The organism is Pseudomonas lurida (assembly GCF_013522705.1).
Classification (GTDB): domain Bacteria; phylum Pseudomonadota; class Gammaproteobacteria; order Pseudomonadales; family Pseudomonadaceae; genus Aquipseudomonas; species Aquipseudomonas quebecensis.
Genome location: NZ_JAAMRE010000046.1, coordinates 1 through 16,418, shown reverse-complemented (window position 1 = coordinate 16,418; position 16,418 = coordinate 1). Strand labels below are relative to the sequence as shown.

Below are 16,418 nucleotides of genomic sequence, written 5' to 3'. Positions count from 1 at the left end.
TCACCACTCGCTACATCCAAACACCTAACTCAGCAACACCGCGCCATCCGGCGACTCGGTGCATTTGGCCCCGATAGCCATAGATATCTACACACGTTTCAAAGGTTGAAATAACTCTGTGGTGAGCAGGCTTGTCCCGCGTTGGGCTGCGAAGCAGCCCCATTTGAGGCGAAGTGGTTTAGCTGACCCAGCGCAGGGCAAGCCCGCTCACCACAAAAGAATCGCTTATTTTCACCGCAGAAATGTAGATACCCGTGCTGTGCGCCGTTTAGCCGTTCACCTCCACAAGCCTTTGGCTGTCGCCTTCGACCAGATAAAAACGGTACGTGCGCCCGGCCTGTTTTTCGAAGCTGAAAGTACGCCCCGGAAAGATATGGTTCTTGGTGGTCGGCGCGCACGACGTGCGCTTGGCCACCGAGCAATCCTTGAACTCATCCACCATCACCACGGTGTTCCCGGCGTTGCGCAACGTATAGCGCTGCCCGCCGTTTTCGATGCGCGTATCGAAGCGGCTGTTATCGGGCCGCACAAAGAATACCGTGCCATACCCAGCCATTACCTGGACACCGCCCACTACGGTTTCTACATAAGCTTTGCGTTCCTCCTCACTCACACCAAACTCGTCGCCTTTCTCCGGCGCAACCGGCAGGTAGCGCACGCGGAAGTAGCGTTCGCGCTGACGGTCGCCGATGAACACAAACCGCGTACTTTGCATGCCATCAGCCGGCACGATCAGGCGCGCGGGGCTGGCGATCAGGCCATTGCGCGTACGGCCGTCCGGGCCGACCTCCAGTGGCACTTCATCGTAGGTGCCGTTGGGCTTGTAGAGCATTTCGCTGATGTTGACCTTGACGAAGGCAGTGGAAGTGCCGCCGTTGTATATCCGCTTCAGATAAGTGCCTTTGTCGCCCGGCAAATAGTCGTAGAAATCGCCGACGCTGATGTTCGGCCCCGCCTGAGCGCCCAGGGAACACAGCAATAAAGCCAGGCCCGCACATACACGTTTCATAATGACTCCTTGGAAAACCATCACGGCCGCACCGCATCGAACAGCAGCTCGACGCTGCCGTAGTACTCACCCGGGGTAAAACCGTCCGCCGGCTGCACCGCCGAGATGTCCAGCAGGACACGCTTGCCCAGCCGCGCCTCGTCATGGGACACCACCAACCTGTCGTCCAGGCCCAGCACCTGGCCGTTGAAGGTCACGCTGAGGTCGATGTAGGTACGCCCTCCATTGAACAGCGTGGGCAACGCGCCCAGGCGTGCATTGATGCCGCCCGCCGAGCTTTTCACGTCGAAGTGTTCGCGCAGCGGCCGCAGGCGCCCCGGCACCAGCTCCCAGACCATCTGCTGCTCACGCTCCAGGAACCCTGGGTCCACCGGCAACACGTAGAAGTCCTGGGTAGGAATGGTCACCGAAACGTCGAACACCTCGACTTCGCGAATCGCCTGCGCCGGGGTGCTGAGCAATACGCCCACCAGCAACACCAGGCCCATCAGGATTTTGTACAGCGCGTCATACGCTGGCCGGGGCCACTCGGGTTGGATTTTTTCACTGACCATCAGCCTTTGACCTCATAGGTTTTTTTCTCGCTGCCTTCGATCAGGCTGAAGCGGTACACCCGCCCCCCCTGCTTATCAAAGCCGAACGCACGGCCCGGCAAAATGTGGTTCTTGGTAGTGGGCTGGCAGTCCGTTGGGTCGGCGGTGGAACAGTCCTTGAACTCATCGACCACCACCACGCTGTTGCCGGCGTTGTTCAACTGATAACGGCCGGCGCTGTCGTCGACGCCGGTTTCGAACCAAGCGGCCTTGGGCCGCACGAAAAACACCGTGCCGTACCCCGCCAGCACCGTAACCCCGGCCGACAAGGCGCCTTTGTAGGCTTCGCGTTCTTCCTCCGGGAGGGCGAACTCGTCGTCCTTCTCGGGCATTACCGGTACGAAGCGCACGCGGAAATAACGCTCTTTTTCCCGCTCGCCGAGGTACAGCAAGCGGGTGCTCTGGACGCCATCGGCCGGCACAATCAGGCGTGACGGGCTGGCCATCAGCCCCTCCCGTACGCTGGGGTCTGCGCCGGGCTTGAGCTCCACCTCTTCGGATGAGCCGTCGGCGTTGTAGAGAATTTCCAACACCTGGATACGCACGAAGGCGGTACTGTCGCCGGCGTTATAGACCCGTTTGAGGTAGGTACTTTTATCGCCGTCCAGGTAGTCGTAGAACACCCCGACGTTGAGGCTGGGGCCAGCGTTCGCGCACAGCGGAAAACCGCACAATGCGCCCAGCACCAATAGATATCTGATCCACATGACTCTCTCCAATAAGACGCGGTACGCCATTACAAATCCGAATCCCAAATCACCGTGGCCTGCCCGGAATAGGTGCTGCCGCCCTGGGTGAGCATGGCCTCGACGTGTTCCCTGGCGACTTCGAAATGCAGGGTTCCAGGACGACGGTTCACGTAGTACCGAGGGTCGAACTGCTCGGTGCCGGCGCCGCTGAGCAGCAAGGGCTGGCGACTGACGGCGGAGCCATCGGGGCGGTTTAGGCCGTTGGGCAGGCTGACGCTGAGGTTGAGCGGCACCTGGTGGCCGGCGGCGTTGCGCAGCGCGCAGGTGTCGCCCATCACGCGCTCGCACTCCAACTGCATCTTGAAACGCGATGAGGCCGAGATCGTGAAGGTCTGGTCGCGGAACAACCGCGCAGGAATGCGGCCCTGGTTCAGCCAGGCTTGCCAGCCGCCCTGGGGCACCAGTTCAATGCGATTACCGCCGGGGGGGACTTCGATTTTTAGGTCATGTTCAACCCTCAGCGTGAAGTTCAGCGTGAGCAGCGAGTCGTTGGGCAGCATTACATCGCCCATATCGAAATCCTGATGCGGCCCTAGGGTGTACTGATAAGTCCCCTCGTATTCCCCAGACGACATGCCCAGCGGATTAGGCGTGATCAACTCGTAGGTAAAGTCCAGGTAGTTGTAACGCAGCCAGGGAATATCGAAACGGGCCGGCTTGGCACAGACCCCTTCTACAGGCGTTCTCCAGAAAAAGACGTAGTAGTTAACCGCGTAAGCCGCGAGCCCCGACCCCGTGCAGGGAGGCGCGCTTCTGAGCCAGCCCCCGCCAGTCCATAAGAGCCCGTGTGCTTCGGGAGCGGGAACACCACCGCCTACCAAATCAATCACGTTTTCCGTCATATATGACGAGCCGAAGCCTGCCACGCGTATCTTTACCGTTTCCTGCTCCTGCGTCTGGCGATGCACGACAGTGAGCTCCCTCCATTCAGTCGGGGCGTCGAACATGGCACCTTGCCGGGGATCGGTATGGAGCGCCGCGATGGGTTGGCTGGAATCAAACCGAATGGGCGCCCGCAAGCTGAATATCCCAAGACTCTGGCATTGCGTCGGATACGATGCGCAGTAACCACTGTTGGGTGTCTTGTTTTCAAACTTGTTCAAGTGAGGGTTGGCAGGGTCCGGCTTGAACTCTGCCTCAATGGGCATATCCACGCCCGATGCCGGCATTGCCAGCAATGCCAACAGCAGGCAGGCGCCTGCGCCCAGACATTGCTCTATCGATTGCGATACGTTCACGTGATTGCTCCACATACGTGTCAAAGCTCTGAATCCCAGATCACCGTGGCCTGCCCCGAATAGGTGCTGCCGCCCTGAGCCAGCATGGTCTCGGTGTGTTCCCTGGCGACTTCGAAATGCAGGGTTCCAGGACGACGGTTCACGTAGTACCGAGGGTCGAACTGCTCGGTGCCGGCGCCGCTGAGCAGCAAGGGCTGGCGACTGACGGCGGAGCCATCGGGACGGTTGAGGCCATTGGGCAGGCTGACGCTGAGGTTGAGCGGCACCTGGTGGCCGGCGGCGTTGCGCAGCGCGCAGGTGTCGCCCATCACGCGCTCGCATTCCAACTGCATCTTGAAACGCGATGAGGCCGAAATCGTGAAGGTCTGGTCACGAAACAGCCGCGCCGGTTTGCGGCCCTGGTTCAACCAGGCTTGCCAGCCGCCCTGGGGCACCAGCTCGATCCGGTTGCCGCCGGGGGGCACTTCAACCCTGAGATCGTGTTCCACGTTCAGCGTGAAATTCAGCGCCAGCAGCGAATCGTTGGGTAACAAAACGTCGCCCATATCGAAATCCTGATTGGGCCCCACGGTGTATTGATAAGTGCCGGTGTACTCCCCGGATGACATGCCCAGAGGGTTGGGCGTGACGAGTTCGTAGGTGAACGCCAAGTACCTGAAGCTCATCACCGGAATATCGTATCTGGCCTGCTTAGCGCATACGGCGCCGACGGGCACCCGCCAGAAGAAACGGTAGGCGCCCTCTCCCGCAAAGATCCCAAAACCCGTACCGTTGCAGCCGACGGGCGGGTAAACCCAGCGCCCCCCCCACAATTTGGAATGTGCCTCTGCAATGCCGACGCCTCCTCCGACGACATCGATAATATTGGGTACATCGTAAGTGGAGCCCACGCCTATTATGCGTACACTGACTTTCTCCACTTCCTGGGTCTGTCGGTGAACGACTGTCAGCTCTCGCCAATCCGTCGGGACCTTCATCATTGCGCCCTGCCGTGGGTCCGCATGCAAGGCGGAAATAGGCCTGATGGCATCGAAACGAATAGGCGTTTCAAGACTGAATATATTCAAGGCCGAGCATTGAGCAGGGAAAACCACACAAAACCCCACGTTCGGCGTCTTGTTCTCGAACTTGTTCAAATGAGGCTGTGCGGGGTCCGGCCGGAACTCTGCGCGTATATCCAACTCGGCCGCCATGGCGGGCAGTGCACCGGCCCCGCCTAACAGCACGGCTTTCAGCGCAAACCTCAACAACGTCGATGCGTTCAACAGCTTCACCCTCATCACCCCGCCGTTCCAGTGTTAAAGCTTGAGTCAGCCAAGGTATCCGGCGTGCAACGCAGGTCGCCGATCATCAGGACGTTGCTCTCAATGCGCGCCTTGGACGGATCGAGTCGGAACTGGCACAGCAATTGGTTATCGCGGCGAACTTCGAGGGTGGGCGAGCTGGCGTTCATTTCCAGCGAGAAGAAGCCGTCGACCTCACTCACCCCGCGCGTGGCGTGATTGATGATGTGCAGGCCCTTGAGCGGCTTGCCTTGGGAGTCGACCATGCGCCCCAGCACCGTCACGGTCTGCATTACGCTGATCTTGCGATACTCCACGCCGCCCTTGTTCAGGTGATAGCGGGTGCGGGGTGGCTGGATAGCGGCCGACGGCGCGTGATTGCCTTCGAAGTCGAACGCTACCGAGCTGCCCTTGTAGGCGGTGATCGGAATGAAGTTGCGCCCAGGGCGCAGGGCCACGCTGCCGCCGCTCATGTCGTCGGCCCGCAGGGCGATGTCGTCGAGGTCGGTCTCTACGTCGACGATCAGCCCGGAGCCACCGCCGTGGTACTGGCTGGTAAGCACCATCTGGCGTTGCCCCACGGCAAAGGTGCTGTCCAGGTTCAGGCCGCCGCTGAGCTCATCGTTGAATGAAGAGCGCTGGACGAAGCCGTCGCCCCGAACGAAGTCATTCTCGAAGCTGGCCATGCCGGACAGACCGACGCCGTAGGTATCGGTCGTCGCAGTGGCGGAGACGCTCTGCAGCACGTGGTCCTGCAAGTCTTTGCGGTAGGTCAGCGAGGCATTATTGTCGCGCGAGCCATCGCGGGCGGTGCGCGTGCCGATGCTGGCGGACCACTGCTCGCCCGGCGCGCCGAGGGCCAGGCTGACGCTCAGGTCGACCCCGCGATTGCGCTGGTCGCCGGTACTGGCGGTGGCTGGTCGGTCGAACACCGACAAGCGCCAATGGGCATCGTTGTCGAACAGACGCGTACGCTCGGTCCAGCCCAAGTCCAGGCCGACGCCCTCGACATTGCCTTCGCTGTACGAGAGACGGCCATTGATCGAGCGCAGGTTACTCAGGCGGTGGTTGACGGACAGCGACGAGTTGCTGGTCTGGCCGACGAAGACATCACGCTGGCGGATGCGCGTGCCATCGGGCAGGGTCTCGTAGGTGTTGCGGGTGTCGAGCCAACTACGGGTGTGGTTGAACACCACGCTGCCGGCACCGTAGTTGTACAGGCCGTTAAGGTCCAGGCCGGTGCCATACTTTTCGGTCCGGTAAATGTTGGCATACAGGTTGGCCTGGTCGGCGACCGTCCAGTCCACCGAAGTACCTAACTGCATGTTGTCCTTGACCTGGCGTCCGGACACGCCCAGCACCACGCGCGGGTGGGCCAGGTAGTTGACGGACACACCGGCGGTGGCGCTGCCGCTGGTCTGCTCGTCGAAGTTACTCAGCAGCTTGCTTTCCTGGCCGGCGAACAAATTGTAGCGCCAGCGCTCTTCGTGGTTGCTCCAGTTGTTGGGCTTGTACACCAATTCCTGGGTGGTGCTGGTGATCTGGCCGTCCTCTACCAGTCGCACCTCCACTTCATAGATGCCGCCAGGCAATGACCGGGTATCCAGGCTTTGCAGGCCGCTGCCAACGGCCTGGGTATTGAGCAACAGGCCATTGCGGTAAATCTCCACCGAAGCCTGGCGGCTGGCGGTGACGTAGATCGGGAACACGGCGGGCTTGGCATTATTGATCATCAAGCTGTCGGAGCTGCCGTACATCACGCCGATGGCTGTATCCGGGCTGGCGCCGAAGGTACGCAACTGGCGCGTCAGCCCTTCGGCATTGGGGGTGAAGTAGCCCAAGCGAAAGAAACGGCCTTCCAGCTCGCGCTGGGTATAAAGCGAATAAACGGCATGGTTGAGGTCTTTGTCATCCGGCCCGCTCAGTCGTGAAAACTGCATGTTCAGGGTCTGGCTCCACAAGCCCAGGCTGCTGCTGGCGTCGATGCCGAAGCGGCCGCCGACGTCCTGGTCCTGGCCACCGGTGAGATTCAACTGGTTGCGTACGATCAGACCGGTGCTGCCACCGGCAGGCAGGAAGTAATAACGCTGCGCCTTGTCGTCGCGCTCGACGTTTTCGGTGAGCAGGGAAACCGTGGAGTTTTCCAGGTTGTAATGCACGGCCATGAGCCTTTCGGGGCAGGCGCTTTCACATGTGCCCAGGGCCACGCCCTGTTTTAGGTATTCGGCCCAACGGTCGCGCTCTTCATCCTGGATCACGCTGCCGTCGTGGTCGGTAAAGTCGAGCAATGTCAGGCGGTCATCACGGGACAAGACAATCATTGCCTCGGAGACAAACTCTCTATCCAGTTCAACCCTGACCGCCAGTGGCACATCGAAAAAGTGCTCTTCAAAGTCCGCCGGCAAACCCTTTGCCTGGGATAACAAACTACGAGGTGTCGTGCCGTCGGTGGTGCCGGCCGCGAGCGCGCCGGCACAAAACAACAAGGCAAGCGCTGCCGCGATGGGAGTCATCGGGAACATGAACTGAATTCTCTGAATTTCGGACTTCATGGGAAAACCGGTCGACCGACAGAAGCTGCCTGTCGACCGGTATCGCTACCCGGCAATAAAACGGTGCTTATTGCTCAGTTGGCTATGCCTCAAGGGATTACACGTGGCTCGTGGTCAAACACCACGGTGTAGCTGGTGGTGAACAGACCGGCAATGCCAGCCGCTGGCTTGGCGGCAGTCACCACCATGTCGGCTTGGGTACCTGGGGTGGAGCTGGGGTCATCGACCACTTCCAGCGGCGAACCGGTGAGGGTTACGTTGTTGAAGGTGGTGGTCAGCGCGATGGAGTCGGTGCCGTTGGTCAACGACGCTGGGCCGCCTTCGATGTACGCCTTGATGGAGCCGTCGGTGTTTTTCACGTTGTAGGTGGCGCGCAGCGAACTCAGGTCACCGGTGACGGTGTTGTAGTTCATGGTTTCATCGCGACCCCAGTTCGGATCAACCGGCTGTGCATGGAACTGCTGGGTCGGAATCGTCGCCTTGATGTTGATGATGCTGGAGGCTTCACCGGCAGCGAATACGCTGGAGGAGCCGAAAGCCAGCGCCATCAATGGCAGTACGAAAGCGGTCTTCTTAAGCATTTTAAGTACCTGTTTTATCACGTCAGAAAGTTAGTTGAACAACGCATTTCCGTGCGTCGCACAGCCCAATTCGAACCGGGTCTTGCGAAGCACGTAAATAGTCCCTCGAAAACCAACTTAATGAAGCCAGCCGTTTCGTATTAAAGCGTAGTAATGCACAACATGAGCAGAAGGAAAAAAATCATTAAATTCAATATGATGAATAATTACTGTAGTCCGATTACCACAACTAATTAAGCCCAGATACTACTTATCTAATGCACTTAACTGTAAGAAATGTACTACACGCCACAGCCTGCCTGACCATTACTTGTTTTAGAGTAATAACTCCAACTAACAACTGTAAGCGTTATTCACGAAAATGCTATTTATTTAATCGACAACTCTCGATATAGGCGCGGCTTCTCCCTGCCGTTTTCCGTTCTTCGACGCGGGGTGCGGCAGTCGATACCGCTGGTCAGACAACGTTGCCCTTTGCGTAAGATATATCTTAAGTTGTATCTAAATCAGACAGAGGCTACGACCATGAGAGACCCTCATCATCACCGAGACCACGGTGACAGCCGCGACGGCTTCGAAAAACGCCCCGGCCGCGAACGCGGCGGACGTGGCCCACGTGTATTTGCGCCGGGTGATCTGAAATTGCTGCTACCGGCACTGATCGCCGAGCAGCCTTGCCACGGCTATGACCTGATCCGCAAGATCGAAGCCCTGTTCGACGGTGCCTACAGCCCCAGCCCGGGCGTGATCTACCCCACGCTGACCTTCCTGGAGGAAAGCGAATTGATCAGCGGCGACGCCGAAGGCGGAAAAAAACGCTACACCATCACCGACGCCGGCCGTCTCTTCTTGAGCGAACAAGCGGTTGCCCTCGATGGCATTCGCCTGCGCATGGACGTAAGCAAGCGCTCGCTGCGCGGGCATGATCGTCCGCCGGAAATCCACGAGGCGGTGCATAACCTGCGCCACGCCTTGCATTCGCACCACGGGCGCTGGAGCCCGGAAGAAATCGTGCGGGTCGCCGCGTTGCTCAACGGCACCGCCCAAGCCATCGCTGACGGGAAAGCTCAATGAATAGGCCAGTCATCCACCGCGTCACCCACGAAATCAAACGCCGCCGCCTCGACGTGTTGCGCGTTGTCGATATCACCCCACGCATGCGCCGCATCACCCTGGGCGGGCCGCAACTGGCGGGCTTTATCAGCCTGGGCAGCGACGACCACGTCAAGCTGTTGTTCCCGCGCGACGCCGCCGAACAGGCCGCACTGGAGAGCCCGACGTTCAACATCAAGGGCGATGGCCCGCAACCGGCCATGCGCGACTACACGCCACGCCGCCATGACGCGCAACGCGGCGAACTGGACATCGACTTCGTGCTGCACGGCGACGGCCCCGCCTCCACCTGGGCCGAACAGGCCACACCCGGCCAGCACCTCTACATCGGCGGGCCAAGGGGCTCGTTGATCGTGCCCGACATATTCGACAGCTACCTGCTGATCGGCGACGAAACCGCGCTGCCGGCCATCGGTCGACGCCTGGAAGAACTGCCGGCCGGGCGCACGGTATTGGCGGTGATTGAAATCGCCGATGCGGCGGAGCAACAGCTACTGCACAGTGCAGCCAATGTGAAGGTCATTTGGGTGGTGCGTGGCCAGGATGACCTGGTTCAGACGGTGCAGAACCTGAGGATGCCGGAGGGTTCGCTGTACTGCTTCGTGGCGACCGAAACCAAGGTGTCGCGCCAACTGCGACGGGTGCTGCTCGACACGCACCGTGTGAACGAGGAGTACCTCAAGGCTGTCGGTTACTGGCGCGCCGACGGTAGCGAAGAGGAATAACTCGTCCCTCCAGAACAGAGGATGATCCAATCCCGATAGCAGCATGTCAGCCAACGATGAACCGGCTGACATGCCCACATCAGAGCGATGGCGACCGCAAAGACTTGTCCACCCCCACCACCACTGCCGCAATCAGCACAAACCCCGCCAGAATCCCCCCGGCATTCACGAACACCTGGGGATAACCCAGCGTACTCACGTCGATGAACGGGTACTGATATTGCCCGAGCAGATCGCCACGCAGCAGCGCGTAGCCGAAATACACCAGCGGGTAGATCACCCACAGGCCGATGTGCGTAAAGCGCAACTGCCCCTTGGGCACGTACCGCCACCAATACACCGCGAACAGCACGGGCATGACGTCGTGCAGCAGTTCGTCGGCAATGAATTGGAAACCTTCGGGCTGCCACAAATGCCGCAGCAACAGGTTGTAGGCCAGGCCCACCACCACGATGCTCACCGCGATGCCACTGCTCACCGCTGGCGCGAGAAAAAATCGCCGCGCCGCCGAGGGGCGATTGACCAGGGCATAGCTGAGCACCACCACCGCCAGGGTATTGGTCAACACGGTGAAGAAACTGAAAAAGTTGATCAGCCCACCCATCAGGCTGGCGCCGGACGTCCAGCGCGAATAGAAAATCAGGTACTGCTGAATCGCCAGGCCCACCCAACCGGCCAGTGCCGCTGCCGCCGCATACCGCTTCATGGGTTCAATCCAACGGTCGTTTGGTGCGCATCAGCTTCACGTACAGCCCTTCGACTTTTTCCCGCGCCCATGGGGTTTTGCGCAGGAAGGTCAGGCTCGACTTGATGCTCGGATCGCTCTTGAAACAGCGAATATCAATGCGCTCGGCCAGGCCTTGCCATTCGTAATGCTCCACTAATGTGGTGAGGATGTGTTGCAGGGTGACGCCATGGAGAGGGTCGTTGCTTGTCGCGGTCATGCCAGGCCTATGAAGAGTCGGGTCAGAAGGGTGCACACCTTATCACCCCGTCAGACCAGGTAAAAAAGTTCCCGTTCCCCGGCAAAAAGAGATGTTATATTGTAACTATAACTTTCAAATCTTTTCGTCGCTTTTCCAAGGAATGTCCGATGTCCCTCCCCTCCTTCTGGCGCTTGACCCCACTCGCCGCCGCGCTGCTGATCTGCACCGAAACCCACGCCCTTGAGCTGCCAACCCAGGTGGTCACCGGCAACCCGCTGGGCAGCGAACAACTGGCCTCGCCCACCACCGTGCTGGAGGGCGATGAACTGACCCTGCAGCAAAAAGGCAGCCTGGGTGAAACCCTGAATAAACAGCCGGGGGTGTCCTCGTCGTACTTTGGTCCAGGTGCCAGCCGGCCGATCATTCGCGGCCAGGATGGCGACCGCATTCGCCTGCTGCGCAATGGCGTGGGCGCGCTGGATGCGTCGTCGCTGTCCTACGATCATGCGGTGCCGCTGGACCCGGTCAATGTGGAGCGCATTGAAATTGTGCGCGGCCCGGCGGCGCTGTTGTATGGCGGCAGCGCCATCGGTGGCGTGGTCAACACTTTCGACAACCGCATCCCCACCGAAGCCATTGAAGGTATCCAGGGCGCCGGTGAGCTGCGCTACGGCGGCGCGGACACCACCCGCAGCAGCGCCGGCAGATTGGAGGCCGGCAACGGTGCGTTCGCCCTGCACCTGGACGCCAGCGCGCGGGCGTTCAACGATCTGAAAATCCCCGGCGACGCACGCAGCCGGCACGCACCGAACAGCAACGACGGCCCCGGCAGGAACGGTCGCCTGGGCAACAGCGACGGGCGTCAGGACGGCGGCGCGGTGGGCGGTTCCTACACCTGGGACGACGGCTACGCCGGGCTGTCCTACAGCAACTACGACAGCAACTACGGCTCGCCCGCCGAACAGGACGTGCGTATCCGCATGCAGCAGGATCACTACGCCTTCGCGTCGCAGATCCGCAACCTGCAGGGGCCGTTCACCTCGGTAAAACTCGACGCGGGCTACACCGATTACGAACACCGCGAAATCGAAGGCGGCGAGACCGGCACCGTGTTCAAGAACAAAGGCTACGAAGCCCGAGTGGAAGCGCGGCACCAGCCGATCGGGCCGCTCAATGGTGTGGTCGGCGCGCAGGTGACGCGCAACGAGTTCTCGGCGCTGGGCGAAGAAGCCTTTGTGCCGCAAACCGACACCACCGCCGGCGCGCTGTTTATCCTCGAAGAACTGCAGGCCACCGAACGCCTCAAGCTCAGCCTTGGCGGGCGCCTGGAGCACACCCAGGTCGACCCCGACGCCAAAGGCAACGCACGTTTCGCCGGCGCCGACCAAAGCAATACCTTCACCGCCGGCAGCCTGTCGTCGGGCGCGGTGTATACGCTGACGCCAATCTGGTCCCTGGCCGCGACCCTGGGCTACACCGAACGGGCGCCGACATTCTATGAGCTGTACGCCAACGGTGCGCACGTCGCCACCGGCACCTTTGAATTGGGCGATGCCAACCTGAAAAAAGAAAAAGCCGTGTCCAGCGACCTGGCGCTGCGTTTCGACAATGGCACTCACAAGGGCAGCTTCGGCGTGTTCTACAGCCACTTTTCCAATTACATCGGTTTGTTGGGCACCGGTCGTACGCTGAACGACGAAGGTGAAGAAGATCCGACGGGCATCCCCGAGTACGAATACTCCGGTGTGCGTGCGCGATTCGCCGGCTTCGAAGCCCAGGATCACTGGAAACTCGGCGAAAGCGCCTACGGCAAGTTTGCGCTGGAATTGTCAGGCGATTACACCCGCGCCACCAATCTGGACACCGGCGAAGCCTTGCCGCGCATTGCGCCATTGCGCCTGAACAGCGGCCTGCTGTGGGAACTGGACCGCTGGCAGGCGCGCATCGACGTGGAACACGCCGCCGGCCAGGGCCGCGTACCGGATAACGAAAGCGGCACCGACGGCTACACCACCCTGGGCGCCAGCGCCGGTTACCGCTTCAATGTCGGCACCAGCCAGTGGCTGGCATTCGTGAACGGCGAAAACCTCACCAATCAGACCGTGCGCTATGCCAGCTCGATCCTGCGCGACATCGCCCCGGCACCGGGCCGCAGCGTGCAGGTGGGCGTTCGCACGACCTTTTAAAAAGCCGAGGCTCTTGTGGTGAAGGGGCCGGCCTCGCGCGAGGCAAGCTCGCTCACCACAAAAAAATCGCTTCTTTTCAGCAAAGAAAATGTAGACACCCCTGCTGTGCGCTGTGGGAGGGGGCTTGCCCCCGATGGCCATCGAGTCTCACAGGCTGACCCACAACGGTGTGGTGAGCGGGCTTGCCCCGCGCGGGGGCAGTTCGTTCGCCATTCAACTCAAGGCTGAAACCACCGTGTATGCAGCGACGTTCTGTCACTGTTACCAAATTGGAAATGATGCATCTTGCGATTTGCGCTTTCTCTCGGCGCGTCATCTCTTTATCCTTGCCGCAACAAACTGAAACGTTTCACGCCCGCGGTCGATCCCATCTTGCCAAAATCCTCCTACAGTCCAGACAGCGCTGTCTTACATCGACCCGCGCCTGGGGATAAATCGCCCGCCGGTGGATAACTCCGCTGTCTGCCACAAAAACCCAAATAACGCTGAACCAAGCCCGCGCCGAATCGTCATCTACAGTGAGTGAAGCACGGGGTTACACAACTATTCCAACGTCACGGAGAAACACACTATGAGCACTGATGGTGCTTCGCGCCCAAGCCGCCTGCTGCCCAGGCTGCTCGGCGTCTTGCTGCTGATCATGGGCCTGGCCCTGCTGGCCGGCGGTATCAAGCTGACTACGCTCGGCGGGTCGCTGTACTACCTGTTGGCCGGTATCGGTATCACCCTCACCGGCGTTCTGCTGCTGGCCACCCGCCGCGCGGCGCTGGGCCTGTACGCACTGGTGCTGTTTGCCAGCACCGTGTGGGCATTGTGGGAAGTCGGCCTGGATTGGTGGCAATTGGTACCGCGCCTGGCGCTGCTGTTCGCCCTGGGCATCGTCATGCTGCTGCCGTGGGTTCGCCGTCCGTTGCTGCGCGGCCAGCCTGCGCCGCTGGGCACCGGCGCGCTGAGCGTGGCCGTGGTGCTGGCCGGTGCGACCGCCCTGGCCAGCCAATTCACCAACCCCGGTGAAATGGTCAAGACCGGCGAACTGGACCGTGACGCCGTGCCGGGCATGGCCAGCGCTGCGCCGGCCCAGGCCGATGGTGACTGGAATTCCTACGGCCGTTCGGCCTTTGGTGATCGCTACTCGCCGCTGGCGCAGATCACTCCGGAGAACGCGCACAAACTGGTGCCGGCGTGGACCTACCGCACCGGCGACATCCCAGGCCCTAACGATCCGGGCGAGACCACTGCGGAAAACACCCCGCTGAAAGTCAACGGCATGCTCTACGTGTGCACACCGCACAGCCAAGTGATCGCGCTGGACCCGGACACCGGCAAGGAAATCTGGCGCTTCGATCCGAAGATCAGCAGCCAGGGTGCCGAGAACTTCAAAGGCTGGGCGCACATGACCTGCCGTGGCGTGTCGTATCACGATGACGCCGCCTATGCCTCCGAACAGAGCCCGACCGGCAGCGCCAGCCCGGCCGCCGCGCCGAATGCCTGCCCGAAACGCATCTTCGTACCGACCGCCGATACCCGCCTGATCGCCCTGAACGCCGACACCGGCAAAATGTGCGAAGACTTCGGCGACAAAGGCCAGGTCGACCTGCGTGCCAATATCGGTAGCTTCGCCCCAGGCGGTTACTACTCCACTTCGCCACCGGCCGTGACCAAAAACCTGGTGGTCATCGGTGGTCATGTGACCGACAACGTTTCCGTCGACGAGCCAAGCGGTGTGATCCGCGCGTTCGACGTGCACACCGGCAAGCTGGTGTGGAACTGGGACAGCGGCAACCCGGACGACACCACCCCGTTGGCCGAGGGCAAGACCTACACCCGTAACTCGCCGAACATGTGGTCCATGTTCGCCGTGGACGAAAAACTCGGCATGCTCTACCTGCCGATGGGCAACCAGATGCCCGACCAGTATGGCGGCGACCGTACCGATGATTCCGAGAAGTACGCTGCGGGCCTGACCGCGCTGGACATCGACACCGGTCACGTGAAGTGGACCTTCCAGTTCACCCACCATGACCTGTGGGACATGGACGTCGGCGGCCAGCCTTCGCTGATCGACATCAAGACCGAAGCCGGCGTGAAGCAGGCGGTGATGGCGTCGACCAAGCAGGGCAGCATCTATGTGCTGGACCGTGCAACCGGCCAGCCGGTGGTGCCGATCCACGAAGTGGCTGTGCCGCAAGGCGCAGTGGCGGGCGACCGTACCTCCCCGACCCAGCCGAAGTCCGAGCTGAACTTCATGCCACCGCCGCTCAAAGAGCGTGACATGTGGGGCGTGACGCCATTCGACCAGATGCTGTGCCGTATCGATTTCAAATCCATGCGCTATGACGGTCCGTTCACCCCGCCGTCGCTGCAGGGTTCGATCGTGTACCCAGGTAACTTCGGCGTGTTCGACTGGGGTGGCATTTCCGTCGACCCGGTACGTCAGATCGCGTTCGTAAACCCGAGCTACATGGCGTTCAAATCCAAACTGATCCCGGCCGCCGAGATCGCCAAGCAAGGCCCGCGCGTCAGCGAAACCGAAGGCGTGCAGCCGAACAAAGGCGCGCCGTACGGTGTGATCCTCGAAGCTTTGCTGTCGCCGATGGGCTTGCCTTGCCAGGCGCCGGCGTGGGGTTATGTGGCCGCGGTCGACCTGACCACCCACAAAACCATCTGGATGCACAAAAACGGCACCGTGCGTGACAGCTCGCCGGTTCCAGTGCCGCTGACCATGGGCGTACCGAGCCTGGGCGGCACCTTCACCACCGCCGGTGGTGTGGCGTTCCTCAGCGGCACCCTGGACCAGTACCTGCGTGCCTATGACGTGAAAAACGGCAAGCAACTGTGGGAAGGCCGCCTGCCAGCCGGCGCCCAGACCACCCCGATGACCTACACCGGCAAGGACGGCAAGCAATACGTGCTGGTCATGGCCGGCGGTCACGGCTCCCTGGGCACCAAGCAGGGTGATTATGTGATGGCGTTCAAACTGCCGGAATAAGCGTTACCGGCGGTAAGACAAAGGCGGCTTCCCTTACGGGTAGCCGCCTTTTTCATGGGTTCAATACGGCTGCTGTCAGCCAATAAAAAGTTCTCACTGCCCCGCCGCCATAGGGGCACAGCTATCTACAAGCCTTCGAAAACATGCGGTTCTTGTGGTAATGGAATGGACGCCCCCTTCCTAACGGCATCTATGTGCCAAAGTTAAAGTGTTATCCACACTTAGCGGAAGGGAGCGTCCTCATGCAGATTACGACTGTTTCGGTTGACTTGGCAAAAGCCGTGTTTCAACTTCACGCGATAGATCAACAAGGAAAAACAGCGCTAAGGAAGCAGCTTAAACGTGATCAGGTTGTGCCTTTTTTTGCCAACCTGGAGCCCTGCCTAGTGGGCATGGAGGCATGTGGCGGAGCCCACTATTGGGCAAGAAAACTGCAGGCACTTGGTCATACGGTCAAGTTAATGGCTCCGCAAT

General features: G+C 60.6%; 13 protein-coding genes and 1 pseudogene. 5 read left to right on the top strand and 9 right to left on the bottom strand.

Annotation, left to right across the window (positions count from 1 at the left end):
- Window positions 1-268 precede the first annotated feature (268 nt).
- The 7 genes from G7025_RS26100 to G7025_RS26070 all read right to left on the bottom strand — a co-directional run bounded on the left by G7025_RS26100 (window position 269) and on the right by G7025_RS26070 (window position 8,005).
- A complete protein-coding gene (locus tag G7025_RS26100) occupies window positions 269-1,009 on the bottom strand; it encodes a molecular chaperone (RefSeq protein WP_181081874.1) in 741 nt (246 codons plus the stop codon).
- Window positions 1,010-1,029: 20 nt separating this feature from the next.
- Window positions 1,030-1,563 carry a fimbrial protein gene (locus G7025_RS26095; RefSeq protein ID WP_253510673.1) on the bottom strand — a complete coding sequence of 178 codons (534 nt, stop codon included), beginning with the start codon at window positions 1,561-1,563 and terminating at the stop codon, window positions 1,030-1,032.
- Window positions 1,563-2,303 carry a molecular chaperone gene (locus G7025_RS26090; protein ID WP_375139353.1) on the bottom strand — a complete coding sequence of 247 codons (741 nt, stop codon included), beginning with the start codon at window positions 2,301-2,303 and terminating at the stop codon, window positions 1,563-1,565. The genes G7025_RS26095 and G7025_RS26090 overlap by 1 nt, the downstream gene beginning before the upstream one ends.
- Window positions 2,304-2,338: 35 nt before the next feature.
- Complete coding sequence (locus tag G7025_RS26085; protein WP_219855457.1) at window positions 2,339-3,604, bottom strand: hypothetical protein; 1,266 nt, start codon at window positions 3,602-3,604, stop codon at window positions 2,339-2,341.
- A 5-nt stretch (window positions 3,605-3,609) separates the two neighbouring features.
- Complete coding sequence (locus tag G7025_RS26080; RefSeq protein ID WP_181081871.1) at window positions 3,610-4,869, bottom strand: hypothetical protein; 1,260 nt, start codon at window positions 4,867-4,869, stop codon at window positions 3,610-3,612.
- Complete coding sequence (locus G7025_RS26075) at window positions 4,869-7,394, bottom strand: CS1-pili formation C-terminal domain-containing protein (RefSeq protein WP_181081870.1); 2,526 nt, start codon at window positions 7,392-7,394, stop codon at window positions 4,869-4,871. Before G7025_RS26075 ends, G7025_RS26080 begins: the two co-directional genes overlap by 1 nt.
- 119 nt (window positions 7,395-7,513) lie before the next feature.
- The gene (locus G7025_RS26070) at window positions 7,514-8,005 is read right to left on the bottom strand and encodes a CS1 type fimbrial major subunit (protein WP_181081869.1); all 492 of its coding nucleotides are present in this window, start codon (window positions 8,003-8,005) and stop codon (window positions 7,514-7,516) included.
- 525 nt (window positions 8,006-8,530) lie between these two features.
- On the opposite strand from G7025_RS26070, the gene G7025_RS26065 reads away from it, so the two are divergent.
- Entirely contained in the window at window positions 8,531-9,079 is a 549-nt protein-coding gene (locus G7025_RS26065; protein ID WP_181081868.1) for a PadR family transcriptional regulator, read from the top strand.
- Window positions 9,076-9,843, top strand: coding sequence for a siderophore-interacting protein (locus G7025_RS26060; RefSeq protein ID WP_181081867.1), 768 nt, complete (start codon window positions 9,076-9,078; stop codon window positions 9,841-9,843). Before G7025_RS26065 ends, G7025_RS26060 begins: the two co-directional genes overlap by 4 nt.
- 79 nt (window positions 9,844-9,922) lie before the next feature.
- On the opposite strand, the gene G7025_RS26055 is transcribed toward G7025_RS26060, so the two are convergent.
- Together G7025_RS26055 and G7025_RS26050 are read right to left on the bottom strand one after the other, a co-directional pair.
- Window positions 9,923-10,549, bottom strand: a complete 627-nt coding sequence (locus tag G7025_RS26055; protein ID WP_181081866.1) for a Pr6Pr family membrane protein — start codon at window positions 10,547-10,549, stop codon at window positions 9,923-9,925.
- Between the two features lie 4 nt (window positions 10,550-10,553).
- On the bottom strand, window positions 10,554-10,787 hold the full coding sequence (locus G7025_RS26050) for a VF530 family protein (RefSeq protein WP_034096082.1): 234 nt from the start codon (window positions 10,785-10,787) through the stop codon (window positions 10,554-10,556).
- Window positions 10,788-10,936: 149 nt separating this feature from the next.
- Here G7025_RS26050 and G7025_RS26045 point away from each other — a divergent pair, with 149 nt between their 5' ends.
- The 3 genes and pseudogenes from G7025_RS26045 to G7025_RS26035 all read left to right on the top strand — a co-directional run.
- A complete protein-coding gene (locus tag G7025_RS26045; RefSeq protein WP_181081865.1) occupies window positions 10,937-12,955 on the top strand; it encodes a TonB-dependent receptor in 2,019 nt (672 codons plus the stop codon).
- A 571-nt stretch (window positions 12,956-13,526) separates the two neighbouring features.
- Window positions 13,527-15,944 carry a glucose/quinate/shikimate family membrane-bound PQQ-dependent dehydrogenase gene (locus G7025_RS26040; protein WP_181081864.1) on the top strand — a complete coding sequence of 806 codons (2,418 nt, stop codon included), beginning with the start codon at window positions 13,527-13,529 and terminating at the stop codon, window positions 15,942-15,944.
- Between the two features lie 242 nt (window positions 15,945-16,186).
- Window positions 16,187-16,418 (top strand): annotated as a pseudogene (locus G7025_RS26035) (IS110 family transposase); the annotation flags it as partial.